The organism is Phytohabitans sp. LZ39, from assembly GCF_059359075.1.
In genome coordinates this window covers 1-13,312 of the sequence record NZ_JCADBM010000043.1, presented here as the reverse complement: position 1 = coordinate 13,312, position 13,312 = coordinate 1, and the positions used below count along the sequence as shown (strand labels likewise).

At 71.9% G+C, this 13,312-nt stretch carries 13 protein-coding genes; 8 read left to right on the top strand and 5 right to left on the bottom strand.

Annotated elements, in window-relative coordinates; genetic code table 11:
• Positions 1–2: 2 nt before the first annotated feature.
• From AC5L36_RS44185 to AC5L36_RS44170, 4 genes are all read left to right on the top strand, one after another.
• The gene (locus AC5L36_RS44185) at positions 3–902 is read left to right on the top strand and encodes a phytanoyl-CoA dioxygenase family protein (RefSeq protein WP_441224925.1); all 900 of its coding nucleotides are present in this window, start codon (positions 3–5) and stop codon (positions 900–902) included.
• 10 nt (positions 903–912) lie between these two features.
• The gene (locus tag AC5L36_RS44180; RefSeq protein ID WP_441224923.1) at positions 913–1,701 is read left to right on the top strand and encodes a DUF3050 domain-containing protein; all 789 of its coding nucleotides are present in this window, start codon (positions 913–915) and stop codon (positions 1,699–1,701) included.
• Between the two features lie 111 nt (positions 1,702–1,812).
• Complete coding sequence (locus AC5L36_RS44175) at positions 1,813–2,751, top strand: thiamine pyrophosphate-dependent dehydrogenase E1 component subunit alpha (RefSeq protein ID WP_441224921.1); 939 nt, start codon at positions 1,813–1,815, stop codon at positions 2,749–2,751.
• Positions 2,744–3,712 carry an alpha-ketoacid dehydrogenase subunit beta gene (locus AC5L36_RS44170; RefSeq protein ID WP_441224920.1) on the top strand — a complete coding sequence of 323 codons (969 nt, stop codon included), beginning with the start codon at positions 2,744–2,746 and terminating at the stop codon, positions 3,710–3,712. Before AC5L36_RS44175 ends, AC5L36_RS44170 begins: the two co-directional genes overlap by 8 nt.
• A gap of 90 nt (positions 3,713–3,802) precedes the next feature.
• Here AC5L36_RS44170 and AC5L36_RS44165 read toward each other — a convergent pair whose 3' ends face one another.
• Positions 3,803–4,942, bottom strand: a complete 1,140-nt coding sequence (locus tag AC5L36_RS44165) for a glycosyltransferase (protein WP_441224918.1) — start codon at positions 4,940–4,942, stop codon at positions 3,803–3,805.
• Entirely contained in the window at positions 4,939–5,190 is a 252-nt protein-coding gene (locus AC5L36_RS44160; protein ID WP_441224916.1) for a hypothetical protein, read from the bottom strand. Before AC5L36_RS44160 ends, AC5L36_RS44165 begins: the two co-directional genes overlap by 4 nt.
• Before the next feature lie 94 nt (positions 5,191–5,284).
• On the opposite strand from AC5L36_RS44160, the gene AC5L36_RS44155 reads away from it, so the two are divergent.
• Positions 5,285–6,235 (top strand): ATP-binding cassette domain-containing protein, encoded by a 951-nt coding sequence (locus AC5L36_RS44155; protein WP_441224915.1) that lies wholly within the window; start codon positions 5,285–5,287, stop codon positions 6,233–6,235.
• Here AC5L36_RS44155 and AC5L36_RS44150 read toward each other — a convergent pair.
• On the bottom strand, positions 6,221–6,844 hold the full coding sequence (locus AC5L36_RS44150) for a 4'-phosphopantetheinyl transferase family protein (RefSeq protein WP_441224913.1): 624 nt from the start codon (positions 6,842–6,844) through the stop codon (positions 6,221–6,223). The genes AC5L36_RS44155 and AC5L36_RS44150 overlap by 15 nt on opposite strands.
• 46 nt (positions 6,845–6,890) lie before the next feature.
• On the opposite strand from AC5L36_RS44150, the gene AC5L36_RS44145 reads away from it, so the two are divergent.
• Positions 6,891–7,970: an alpha-hydroxy acid oxidase gene (locus AC5L36_RS44145; protein ID WP_441224912.1), complete on the top strand. Its 1,080-nt coding sequence runs from the start codon at positions 6,891–6,893 to the stop codon at positions 7,968–7,970.
• On the opposite strand, the gene AC5L36_RS44140 is transcribed toward AC5L36_RS44145, so the two are convergent.
• Positions 7,958–9,118: a hypothetical protein gene (locus AC5L36_RS44140; protein WP_441224910.1), complete on the bottom strand. Its 1,161-nt coding sequence runs from the start codon at positions 9,116–9,118 to the stop codon at positions 7,958–7,960. The two genes, AC5L36_RS44145 and AC5L36_RS44140, sit on opposite strands and share 13 nt — an antisense overlap.
• Positions 9,119–9,195: 77 nt before the next feature.
• Positions 9,196–10,419 carry an aminotransferase-like domain-containing protein gene (locus tag AC5L36_RS44135; protein ID WP_441224973.1) on the bottom strand — a complete coding sequence of 408 codons (1,224 nt, stop codon included), beginning with the start codon at positions 10,417–10,419 and terminating at the stop codon, positions 9,196–9,198.
• Between the two features lie 156 nt (positions 10,420–10,575).
• Here AC5L36_RS44135 and lipP1 point away from each other — a divergent pair, with 156 nt between their 5' ends.
• Together lipP1 and tyrS are read left to right on the top strand one after the other, a co-directional pair.
• Positions 10,576–11,520, top strand: a complete 945-nt coding sequence (gene lipP1, locus AC5L36_RS44130) for a LipP1 family hormone-sensitive lipase (RefSeq protein ID WP_441224908.1) — start codon at positions 10,576–10,578, stop codon at positions 11,518–11,520.
• A gap of 45 nt (positions 11,521–11,565) precedes the next feature.
• Positions 11,566–12,825, top strand: a complete 1,260-nt coding sequence (tyrS, locus tag AC5L36_RS44125; protein WP_441224906.1) for a tyrosine--tRNA ligase — start codon at positions 11,566–11,568, stop codon at positions 12,823–12,825.
• The last annotated feature ends 487 nt before the right edge of the window (positions 12,826–13,312 follow it).

Here is a 13,312-nt window from a genome sequence, read left to right as displayed (position 1 = left end):
AAATGACTACCACGATCCCGGTGGAGGAGGACCTCCTACCGTCCGAGGCCGATGTGCGGTCGTACGAGGAGCACGGCTGGTACCTGTCCAAGAAGCTCTTCACCGACGCGGAGGTCGACGCGCTGGTCGCGGAGAGCGAGGCGTTCTACGCCGGCGCCCGCAGCCGGCGGCTCGGCAAGCGACCGTCCACACTGGCCTACTGGGAGCCGTCCAATGGGGCGGTGCAGCGGCACAACGACTACATCCACTACGAGAGCGACCCGATCGCGGCGATCCTGCGCAAGCCGATCGTGGGCGCGGTGGCCGCGCGGCTGGCCCGCGCCGACGAGATCCGCCTCTTCCAGGCCACGCTCATCTACAAGCCGCCGCGGCCGGAGGAGCCAAGCAACCTCGTGCCCTGGCACTTCGACCGGCACTACTGGCAGACCTGCACGTCCGACCGGATGCTGACCGCCTTCATCCCGTTTCACGACTGCGGCGAGGAGATGGGCACCATCACGATGGTCGACGGCAGCCACCGGTGGAAGGAGTTCGGCGGCGGCGACAGCACCGCCCGGCACTTCGCCGATCGCGACGCGGCCGAGCTCGACGAGCTGGTCCGGGAGAACGCCCGCTACAACGGCACCGAGATGCGCACCGTGCCGATGGTGATCCCCAAGGGACACATGAGCTTCCACCACTGCCGGACGTACCACGGCAGCGGTGCCAACCGGTCCGGCCAGCCGCGCCGCGCGATCTCGCTGCACCTACAGGACGGCGACAACCGCCACCGCTACCACACCCTGTCGGACGGCACGCCGGTGCTGTACAACCACGACCACTTCGTCCGCCGGACGGCCGAGGGCGCGCCCGACTACAGCGATCCCGAGTTCTGCCCGGTGCTCTTCCGGTCTCAGGTCTAGGAGGTCCCGCATGTCCCGATACGACTGGGGTCAGACGCACCCTGGCATCAGCCGCCTGGAGAGCGCCGTCGACGACGCCCGCGCCCGGGTCGTCACCCACCCGCTCTACGCCAACCTCGACAGCCAGGCGGCGATCGTCACGTTCATGGAGCACCACGTCTTCGCGGTGTGGGACTTCATGTCGCTGCTCAAGTCGCTCCAGCGCAACCTCACCTGTGTACGCGTGCCGTGGGTGCCCACCGGCCCGCCCGGCAGCCGCCGGCTCATCAACGACATCGTGCTGGTCGAGGAGAGCGACGAACTGCACGGCGGGTTCATCAGCCACTTCGAGCTCTACGTCGAGGGCATGGTCGAGTCGGGTGCGGACACTTCGGTGGTGGGCGCGTTCATCGACCTGATCCGCTCGGGGGTACACGTGAAGGCGGCCCTCGACAGCGCGGGCGTGCCGGCCCCGGCGGCCGAGTTCGTGCGGGCGACGTGGGGTTTTATCGAGGACGCGCCGGTGCACTGCCAGGCGGCGGCGTTCGCGTTCGGCCGGGAGGACCTGATCCCGGACATGTTCACCCAGGTGGTGGCGGTCAAGGAGCGCGGCGCGAAGCTGGACACGTTCGTCGACTACCTGGAGCGCCACATCGAGGTCGACGGCGAGGAGCACACGCCGATGGCCATGCAGATGGTCACCGACCTCTGCGGCGACGACGAGGCGAAGTGGCGGGAGGCCGCCGACACGGTCAACCACGCCCTCACCGCCCGGTACGCCTTCTGGGACGGCATCCTCGCCGCCATCAAGGCGGTCTGACGGGTGAGCGGGAGCCGCGAGGCCACGGGCCTTGACCACGACGGCGGACGAGCGCCGAGCGGCGGAGCGTGGAAGGCTCAGCGCCCGGCTCCGGAGGCTTTGTACGGCACGATGCGGCTGATCCGCCGCTTCGAGGAGCGGTGTATCGACCTGGTCCGCTCCGGCGACATCGGCAGCGGCATCCACCCCTGCATCGGGCAGGAGGGTGTCGCGGCCGGCGTGTGCGCCGCGCTGCGCCCCGACGACGCCCTGCTGAGCAACCACCGCGGCCACGGCCACTTCCTGGCCCGGGGGAGCGACCCGGGCCGGTTTCTCGCCGAGCTGACCGGCCGGGTCGGCGGCATCGACCGCGGGCGGGCCGGCTCGTTCCACCCGTCCGACCTGTCCGCCGGCATCTGGGGCGCGAGCGGAACGGTCGGCCACGGCGCGGCGATCGCGACCGGTCTGGGCTGGGCGCTGGCCCGCGACGGCGACCGGATCGCGGTGAGCGTCTTCGGCGACGGTGCGGTGACCCAGGGCGCGCTGCTGGAGTCGTTCAACCTCGCCTCGCTGTGGCGGGTGCCGGTCGTGTTCGTGTGCGAGAACAACGGGTACGCCACGACCCTGCCGGCCGGTGCCGCGATCGCCGGCTCGGTCGTCGGGCGGGCCGAGGCGTTCGGCATCCCGGCGTCTACTGTCGACGGACAGGACGCCGAGGTGGTGTACGACGCGATGGCCGCCGCGGTGGACCGGGCCCGGAGCGGCGGCGGGCCGTCGCTGGTGGAGTTCACCACCTACCGGTACGAGGGACACCACACCTTCGAGCGGCGGATGCGCCTGGCCTACCGGGAAGAGGCCGAGGTGGCCCGGTGGCGGGAGCGCGACCCGCTCGCCATCCAGTCCGCCCGCGTGCCACTGCCCCTCCGCGAGGCGATCGACGCGGAGATCGAGGAGGTGCTCGACGCGGCGGTGCGCTTCGCGCTGGAGAGCCCGCGGCCGGACCCGGCGGACGCGTTCGACTACCTCTACGCCACGCCGGTACGCCTCCGCGCGGGAGTTTCGCATGCCTAAGCTGTCGTACGCCAAGGCCCTCAACCGGGCGCTCACCGACGAGATGGAGCGCGATCCCGACGTCTTCGTGCTCGGTGAGGACATCAAGTTCGCGCTCAACAACGTCACCACCGGCCTGCTCGACAGGTTTCCCGACCGGGTGCTCGAGACGCCCCTGTCCGAGCAGGGTTTCACCAACTTCGCCACCGGCGCGGCGATGGGTGGCAAGCGGCCGGTGGTGGAGTACCAGATTCCGTTCCTGCTGCTGCTCGTGCTGGAACAGATCGCCAACCAGGCCAACAAGTTTCGGCTGATGAGCGCCGGCCAGGTGACGGTGCCGGTGACGTACCTGCTGCCGGGCACCGGCTGGCGCCCGGGCTGGGGCGCACAGCACTCCGACCAGCCGTACGGGGTCTTCGCCCACCTCGGCGTGAAGACGGTGATCCCGGCGACCCCGACGGACGCGTACGGCCTCTTCCTGTCCGCGATCCGCGACGACGACCCGGTCGTCGTCTTCTGCCCGATGCCGGCCCTCGCCCTGCGCGAGGACGTGTCCTACGTGGACCTCGCGCCGATCCCGCTCGGCGTGGGGCGGGTCTGCCGTTCCGGCACCGACGTGACCGTCCTCGCGGTCGGCCACCTGGTGCACGAGGCGCTCGCGGTCGCCGGCGAGCTGGCCGAGGACGTGTCGGTGGAGGTGTTCGACCCGCGCTCGCTGCATCCGTTCGACTGGGCCGGCCTGGCCGCGTCGGTGGAGCGCACCGGCCGGCTCGTCGTGTTCGACGACGGCAACCGGTTCTGCGGCGTGGGCGCCGAGGTGCTCGCCACCGCGGCCGAGGAGATGCGGCTGGTGGCCCCGCCCAAGCGGGTCACCCGCCCGGACGCGGCGGTGGTGGTGGGTTGTGCTCCCGAGCTCGACCTCGCGGTGCAGCCCAGCCGCGCTCAGCTGGTCGCGGCGATCCAGGCGGTCGTCAAGAGCTGACCCCTGGGAGTCGCGACCGATGGGCCGCCCGCCAGCGTCCTCGTGGCGGGCGGTCCACCCTGGGCGGCCGGCGTGCGCGCGCGGCCGCTGTCACGAGCTAGCGGCAAGCCGTTCCAGGTGTGACGCCGCGGCCGGGGCACCCCCGGCCGCGGCGAACGAATCCCGCACCCGCCCGGCCGCGGCCGCGTAGCCGGGCTCGTCGAGCACCGCCGTGAGCGCGGCCGCGAGCTCGTCCGCGCCGGAACGGCCGAACCGCACCCGGAGCCCCGCGCCGGCCGCGACCACCTGGGCGGCGGTGACCGGCTGGTCGTGCTTGATGGGCGCGACGACGAGGGGCACGCCGTGGGCGAGCGCCTCGCAGACCGTGTTGAGCCCGGCGTGGCAGACGACCGCGGCGAGGCGGGGCAGCAGCGCCAGCACGGGCACCTGGGGCAGCACGATCGTGCCGGGCGGCGGGTCGGGCACGGCGCCCGGCGGCGCGGCGACGACCGCCTGGACGCGGCCCTCCAGCGCCCGCAGCGCCCCGACCATCCGGGGGTAGAAGTCGCGGGCCACGTCTTCGGCGAGCGTGCCCATCGTGACGAGCACCGCCCGCCGGGCCGGGTCGAGGGCGTCCCACGGGAAGTCCGGCGCGGCCGCACGGGTGCCGAGCGCCGGCCCGACGAGCGCGTAGTGCGGCGGGAAGTCGTGCGCTCCGGTCAGTGCCCGACTGGTGAACGCCAGCACCAGGTGCGGCGAAAAGCGCGGGTCGGCGCCGTCTCCGATGGACAGACCGGCGTTGTCGATGCCGCGCCGGATCCATTCCTCCACTTTGGGCAGTGCGTGGAAGGGGCGGGTCAGCTCCATCGACTGCGGCGCGAGGCTGGCCCAGCGCACGCCGTGCCGGTGCGCGGCCACGGCGCCGGCGAGCGCGTGCTGGTCGGCGGCCACCACGTCCGGGCCGAAGGCAGCGAGTGCCTTCTCCACGGCCGGCAGCGTGAACGTCGCGTATGGCAGCACGAAGCCCTCCCACAGCGAGCGCACCGCCCGGAAGCCGCGGTCGCGCTGCCCCCGGTACGGGCGCATGCCGGTGGAGTACACGGTCATGCCGTCGCCGAGCATGCGGCGCAGCGTGGTCTCCGGGCCGGCCCAGGCCACGTCGTGTCCCCGCTCGGCGAGCGCGCTCGCGACGGCACCGGCCGCGTACACGTGGCCGGCCAGCGGCGGCGCGACGAAGAGGAAACGGCTCACGCGCGCACCAGCCTCGCGAGGTCGCCGACCTTCAGGTCGACCAGCTGGTCGAGGTCGAGGTCGGCGAGGTACGCCGGCAGGTCGACGCCCCACCGCGCGTGCAGCGCCTCGCCCAGCGCGGCCACTTCCACGCTCTCCAGCCGCAGGTCGTCTTCGAGCCGGCTCTCCGGTGTGACCGCCGCGGCCCACCGCTCGTCCTCGCCGGTGACATCGCGCAGCATGCCGGCGATCTCTCGCAGGGTGTCCATAGTGGTCTCACGGTATCCCGTTGCGGAACAAGGCGGGAGCGGCCTTTAGCCCACTTCCACGGGACTTCGAGAGCCGGCACATAAAGTGAGGGCCATGATTGTGACCAGAGGCCTGCGCAAGTCCTACCGGTCCGGTCGGGGTCGCAAGGCCACGGTCGTCGAGGCGGTGCGCGGCGTCGACCTCGACGTCAAAGAGGGCGAGATCTTCGGCTTCCTCGGGCCGAATGGCGCTGGCAAGACCACCACGCTCCAGATGCTCACCACGCTCATCCAGCCCGACGGCGGTGAGGCGACGATCGCCGGCGTCGACCTGCTCGGCGACCCGGCGCAGGTGCGCGTGCGGGTGGGATACGTGGCGCAGGGCGGCAGCACGTGGGAGGACTCCACCGCCCGCGAGGAGCTCGTCCTGCACGCGCGCATGCACGGCTTCAGCAAGGCGGAGGCGCGGCGGCGGGCGGCCGACGCGCTGGAGGCGTTCCAGCTGACCGAGTACGCCGACCGTCCCTGCCGCACGTACTCCGGCGGGCAGCGGCGCCGCGTCGACATCGCGCTCGGCATCATCCACCGGCCGCGGCTGGTGTTTCTCGACGAGCCGACCACCGGGCTCGACCCGCAGAGCCGGGCGCACATGTGGGACGAGATCCGGCGGCTGCGCGACGGCGGGATGACCGTCTTCCTCACCACGCACTACCTCGACGAGGCCGACGCGCTCTGCGACCGGATCGCCATCATCGACAACGGCGAGATCGTCACCGAAGGGTCACCGGAGCAGCTCAAGCGGGAGATCACCGGCGACGTGCTCGTGGTCGGCCTCAACGGGGCCACCCCCAAGGCGGCGGAGTTGCTCGACGGCGCGACGTACGTGCGCAAGCTGGAGACCGACGCCGCCGGCCTCCGGTTGTACGTGGACGACGGCGCCACCGCGATCCCGCAGGTCATGCGCGCGCTCGACGGTGCCCACCTCGACCTCGACTCGATCCAGCTGCACCGGCCCAGCCTCGACGACGTCTTCCTGGCCAAGACCGGCCGCTCACTCCGTGACTGACCACCACGCGGTGCTGACCCGCAGGGGCTCCGGCCCGTGGAGCGCGACCGCGCCGGCGAAGCCGTCCGGCACCGGCAGGTCCACGACGTGGTACGCGCCGCGGACCACCGGGCCGGCGGCCACCGGGAGCGCGAGCCCCTGGGTGAGCCGCCCACCGGTCGCCTTGACGCACGCCTCCTTGCGCGCCCACAGCGTGGCGAAGACCGCGGCGCCGGTGACGAGGCGGGCTTCGTCGGCCGGAAAATACCGCACCGCCATGGCACGCGTGTCGAGGCCCGGCGTGTGCCGCTGCACGTCGACACCGACCGCCCGCGCGGGGGTGAGCGCCACCGCGGCCAGGTCGCCGGAGTGGGAGAGGCTCATCCGCACGCCGTCGACCTCGGGCTTGCCGTGCGGCCCGTACTCCCACCGCACGTCCCGCGGCGCGGTGCCGACCCGCTCGGCGACGAGCACCCGCGCGGCGCCGTGCGCGGCGACGAACCGCCGCCGCCCCACCGGGTCGAGCGCGGCGGCGCGGTCGCGCTCGCGCGGGTCGAGCAGGCCGGCCAGGCGGTCGAGCACGGCGTCCGGCAGCGGTGAACGCACCAGCCACACGCACACCTCGTCCACACCCATATCCTTTCCGTCCGCGCTCGAGACCGGCTAGGAGACCACCGTGGACACCCTGCTGAGCGTGGCCGAGTACGAGGCGGCCGCCCGCGAGCGCCTGCCCGAGGGGATCTGGGACTACATCTGCGGCGGGAGCGGAGAGGAGCGGACGCTCGCCGCCAACCGGGAGGCCTTCGCCCGGCTCGCCCTGCGCCCCCGGTTCTTCGTGGACGTGTCGCGGCCGGACACGTCGACGGAGCTTTTCGGCGCCCCGCTGCGCGCGCCGATCGGTGTCGCTCCCGTCGCGTACCACCAACTGGCCCACCCGGAGGGCGAGGTGGCGACGGCGCGCGCCGCCGGGCTGCTCGTGGTAAGCGTCTTCGCCAGCCGCACGCTGGAGGAGATCGCGGCCGCCGCGTCGGGTCCACTGTGGCTACAGCTGTACTGGTTCCGCCGCCGCGAGGTCGTGACCGGTCTCGTCCGGCGGGCCGAGGCGGCCGGCTACCGCGCGCTGGTGCTTACCGTTGACACGCCCCGCGTCGGGCGGCGCCTGCGCGACGTGCGGCGCGGCTTCGCCGTACCGGCGGGGATCGTCGCGGCCAATGTGGACGCCGCCGTGATGGCGCGGTCGCACGAGGCGGTCGAGGGGGAGTCGGCGCTGGTGCGGCACTCCCGGGAGCAGTTCGACCCGGCGCTCGGCTGGGCCGACCTGTCCTGGCTGTGCGCTCAGACAGACCTGCCGGTGCTGGTCAAGGGCGTGCTGACCGGCGCGGACGCGGCCCTCGCGATGGCGCACGGCGCGGCCGGTGTGGTGGTCTCCAACCACGGCGGCCGCCAGCTCGACGGCGCCGTCGCGAGCGTCGACGCGCTCGCCGAGGTGGCCGCCGCGGTGGGCGGGCGCGGCCCGGTGCTGCTCGACGGCGGCGTACGCACCGGCACCGACGTGCTGCGCGCCCTCGCGCTCGGGGCGAGCGCCGTGCTGGTCGGCCGGCCGGCGCTGTGGGGCCTGGCCGTCGACGGGGAGTCGGGGGCCCGGGCGGTGCTCGACATCCTCGCCGCCGAGCTCGAGGAGGCGATGGTCCTCTCCGGACGCCCCCGACTCTCCGATGTGGATTCCGCGCTACTCGCCGGTGCTCAGCACCAGTAGAGGTTGGAGCTGTTGCGGGTCACGTTGCGGACCACGTTGTTGCTGCCGGTGCAGGGGCTCCACCGGATGTTCGTGTTGCTCACGGTCAGGTTCTGGAACGTGATGTTGGACGACGGCGCGAACTCCGTCCGCGCCGCGATCCGCACCTCGCCACCGCCGCTGATCGTGCCGCTCTGCGCCGCTACCGTCACGTTGTAGCAGTTTTCCACCAGGATCGAGTTGTTGCCGTTGTTGCTCAGCGTGATCCGGTCGATGACCGCGCCGCCGCTCTCCGAGACGCAGAAGATGCCACGCCCGCCACCACGCGCGATGACGTTGCCGACCCGGATGTTGGTCGGGTAGCTGCTGCCGATCCGCCCGTTGCGGTTGGCCATCCGGAACGCCGCGTATCCGGTGCCGGCTGCCACGTTGTCCGCGTCGACCGTACCGATGGTGGCGTTGATGGTGTCGTTGAGCAGCAGCCCGGAGTAGCCGACGCGGCGGGCGGTGACTGTGCCGACGGTCAGCCCGTCGACGCCGTACGTCTCCACGCCCTGGTTCGTCGCGCCCTCGACGTACACGTTGTCGATCCGGATGTTGCGCACCTTGACCGCGCGGTCGCCGCCGTGGTTGTCGATGCGCACCGCGAGCCCGCCGGACAGGCGCATGTCGATCTGGCCGAGCACGAGGTTGTTCACGTTGCGCATGAAGATCCCGTAGAGCGGCGCGCCGCGCACCTGGAGGTGGCGCACCTCGATGTCGCGGGTGCCGCGGGAGTAGATGGGCGCCTGGTCGCCGGAGCCCGAGCCGTTTACGGTGATGGCGCCGCAGACGTCGAGGATCGTGTAGCTGGGCACGGAGATGCGCGAGCCGGCGCTCATCGTGCCGGAGCCGCGCACGACCACCGACTGCTTGGAAGTGCGGCCGGCGGTGAGGCTGTCCAGCGCGGCCTGTACGGCGGCGCGCATGTCGGAGCCGGTGTAGACGGTGCGGCTGCCGTTGCGCGAGGTCCAGGTGCTGCCGCTGAGCACGGCCTCGGCGTTGAACGACCCGTCACCGCACGCGGCCAGGGTGGTGACCGGCGGCGCTTCCGGCGCCGTCGCGGCGTAGGCGGCGCCGGGGACGGCCAGCGCGGCCGTGGTGAGGAGGACCAGCCATCGTGGTTTCACGGTGCCCGCCTTTCAGGAAGGGAAAGGGCTTTCCGGACGTGCCGGCACCGTATCGAACCGTTTCAATCCAGTCAAGCTTATCTATGCGCTCTGGTGAACTCCCGCAGCCTGCGCACCCCGTCGTCGATCTCCGCCACCTCCAGGTAGCTGCACGAGAGGCGGATCTGCCGCTCGCCGCCCGCGCCGGCGTAGAAGTAGCTCATCGGCGTCCACAGCACCCCGTGGTCGCGCGCCGAGCGGGTGAGCGCCGCCTCGTCCGCCACGAAGGGCAGGCTCACCACGAGGAAGAACCCGCCGTCCGGCACGTTCCAGCTGACCGCGCCGTCGTCACCGAAGTGCCGGCGCAGGGCCGCGAGCAGCGCGACGAGCCGCTCGCGGTAGCGCCGGATCCGCTCCTCGTTGAGCGCCCGCAGCCGGCAGCCGTAGGTGACGAGCATCCCGCCGATCGCCGCCTGTGCCAGCGGCGACGTATTCACGGTGGTCATGCTCTTGATCTTGGAGAGCTGGTCGGCGAGGAGCGTGACGCCGCCGTCGGGGCCGACCACCGGCTGGTCCGCGATCGCGTATCCCACCCGCGCCCCGGGAAAGCACGTCTTCGCGAACGAGCCGAGGTAGATGGTGCGGCGGTGCTCGTCGAGCTGCTTGAGCGTGGGTGTGCGGGCGCCGGTGCGGGAGAAGAGCCCGTACGGGTTGTCCTCCAACACGTAGAGGTCTTCCTCGACCGCCGTCGCGAGGAGCTCCCGGCGCGCGCCTTCCGGCATGCTCGTGCCGGACGGGTTGGCGAAGTCGGGCACCGCGTAGAGCGCGCGGGGCCGGCGCCCGCTCGCGCGCACCCGGGCCGCGGCGGCGCCCACCGCGGCGGCGTCCACACCGGACGGTCCCTCCGGCACCGGCTCGACGGCGATGTCGAGGAGGCGGGCGGCGCCGGTGATGCCGACGTAGCAAGGGGAGGCGACGAGCAGGACGTCGGCTGAGTCGCGAAACAGGGCCCGGAGCGCGAGCAGCATGCCCTCCTGCGCGCCGACGGTGACCACGATGGACTCGGGTGACACCTCGATGCCCTCGTCGTTGGCCACGGTGGCGGCGACCAGCTCGTGGATCTGCCCCTTCGTCCGTCCATACTGGAACAACAGGCCGCCGACCTGCCGCTGTGACAGGCCGCGGTCGCGCTCCAGGTACTTCGCGTACGCGTCGAGGTAACCCGCCACGACGCTCGGGTCGAAGGGCTCGTCGTACGGCCGGCCGGGCGCGAAGGAGACCGCGTCGGGGAAACGGGCGGTCACCTCGTTGAGAAAGTTCATCGTGTCGAGCAGCGGGTCACTCAACGAGCCATGCAGGTCGGTGAGTTGCACGGGCGGGACCTCTGTAGGAGTATGCGTTGCGGGGATTGGGTTTCGGTTTTCTCACCGTATCGACGGCACCTCCAGGAGCCGTCGAAAGTGGCTAGGAGGACACCGATGCCCCTGCATCCGCAGCTCGCGTTGATGCGCGCACACCGCGCCGCTTCCGGCGCCCGCCCGCTCTACGAGATGTCCATCGCCGAGGCCCGCGCGGCCGACCTCGCGTCCATCAAGGCCGATCGCGGCGCCGCCCATCCGGTCGGCGACGTGGTCCCGCTGCGCATCCCCGGCCCCGACAGCGACCTCGACGCCCGCCTGTACCGTCCGGCCGGCGCTCCCGACGGCCCGCTGCCGCTCCTCGCGTACTTCTTCGGCGGCGGCTGGGTCCTGGGCAGCCTCGAGACGAGCGACGGCATCTGCCGGCGGCTCTGCGCCGACGCGGGTTGCCTGGTCGTCTCGGTGGCCTACCGACTCGCCCCCGAGCACCCGTTTCCGGCCGCGCCGCGCGACTGCCACGCCGCGGTGACGTGGCTGGCGGCGCACGCGGCCGAGCTCGGTGGCGACCCGGCCCGCCTCGCGGTGGCCGGCGACAGCGCGGGTGGCAACCTCGCCGCCGCCGTCACCCTCCAGGCGCGCGACGCCGGCCCGGCGCTCGCCGCCCAGGTGCTGGTCTACCCCAACGTGGCCTACGGCGCCGACACCCCGTCGATGCGCGACAACACCGACCCGTTCTTCTTCAACCGCACCTCCGTCGACTGGTACTGGGGCCACTACCTCGCCGACCCGGCCGACGCCGGCGACCCGCTCGCCTCCCCGCTGCGCGCGGACTCGTTGAGCGGCCTTCCGCCGGCCCTGGTGGTCACCGCCGAGTACGACCCGCTCCGCGACGAGGGCGAGCAGTACGCCGAGCGCCTGCGCGCCGCCGGGGTGCCGGTCGAGCTGGCCCGCTACGACGGCATGACCCACGGCTTCTTCACGATGACCGGCACGCTCGCGGCGGCCCGGGAGGCGACCGCGCGGGTGGCGGAGTACCTGCGGAAGGCCTTCGGCGTGCCGGCGTGAAACCGGGTGGCGGACCCGTCCGGGCGATGGGGGACAATACCGACCGTGACGGATCTGATCGACGACCTGCATTGGCGAGGCCTCATCCAGGATTCCACCGACCTCGACGAGCTGCGTGCCCGAGTGGCCGCCGGGCCGGTGACGTTCTATGTCGGCTTCGACCCCACCGCGGCCAGCTTGCACGCCGGTTCCCTGATGCAGGTGCTGACCGCGCGGCGGTGGCAGCTGGCCGGGCACCGCCCGCTGCTGCTCGTCGGGGGCGCGACCGGCCAGGTCGGCGATCCCAAGGAGAGCAGCGAGCGCACGCTCAACCCGCCCGAGGTGGTCGCAGGCTGGGTCGAGCGGATCCGCGACCAGCTCGCGCCCTTCGTCACGTACACCGGCGACAACGCCGCCACCCTGGTCAACAACCTCGACTGGACCGGGCCGATGTCGGTGGTCGAGTTCCTCCGCGACGTGGGCAAGCACTTCCCGGTCAACCGCATGCTCGCTCGAGAAGTGGTCAAGGCGCGGCTGGAGTCGGGGATCAGCTACACCGAGTTCAGTTACCAGCTGCTCCAGGCGCACGACTACTTCCAGCTGCACGAGCGGCACGGATGCGAGCTCCAGTTCGGCGGGTCCGACCAGTGGGGCAACATCACCGCCGGCGTCGACTTCATCCGCCGCCGGGGGGCGGGGCCGGTGCACGCGTTCACCACGCCGCTGGTGACCAAGAGTGACGGCACCAAGTTCGGCAAGAGCGAGGGTGGGGCGATCTGGCTCGACCCCGAGATGACCAGCCCGTACGCGTTCTACCAGTTCTGGTTCAACACCGACGACCGCGACATCGGCCGGTACCTGCGGTACTTCTCCTTCAAATCGCAGGAGGAACTGCTCGCGCTGGAGAAGGAGATCGCCGAACGCCCGGCCGCCCGTGCGGGGCAGCGTGCGCTGGCGGCCGAGCTCACCGCGCTGGTACACGGGGCCGACGTGGCGGACGACGTGATCGCCGCGAGCCACGCACTCTTCGGGCGGGGCGCGCTCGACTCGCTCATGCCCGCGACCCTCCAGGCCGCGCTGGCGGAGGCGGGGTTGCATCGGGTACAGGGTGAGCTGCCTCCGGTCGCCGTCCTCTTCCGCGACGCGGGGCTGGTGGCGAGCCTCAACGAGGCCCGGAGGGCGATCGCCGAGGGGGGTGCGTACGTCAACAACGAGCGGGTCACCGACGCCGAGGCGCCCGTGTCGCCGGACGCGCTGCTGCACGGGCGCTTCCTGGTGCTGCGGCGGGGCAAGCGCACGTTCGCCGGTGTCGAGGTCACGGCCTGAGTACACGGAACGCGGCGTCCTTCCGCGGGGCGCCGCGTTCGTGTTTCCGGGATGGCGCGATGACGCTCTGTTGTGTGACGTGGAACAAGGCGCGCCGATTTGACGTTGTCCCCTCCGCACACGTAACTTTCTCCCTGCCCACGGGCGGTGCGGAGCCGATTTGGCGACGCGAGACCGACCGGGTAAGGTTGACGACCGGCAGGGCACCGGGCGAGCCGCGGGATCACCGCGAGCGGCCGGTTCTGCCAAACCCCGAGGATCATGGTCAGCAGCTTCTTGCTGTCCGTAACTTCGGGACAAACCTGTCGTTAGCTCCACAGATCGGGTCACACCGGTTTGACGGGAACGAAGCGGTCAGGTAATGTAAAACAAGTGCCCCACGGCGGGGAGCTCCTCGGAGGAGATCCAAGTCGCGGTGTGTGTTTGTTCTTTGAGAACTCAACAGGGTGTTTGTATAAGCCAGTGCCAAGTTTGGTTTATTTTTCCC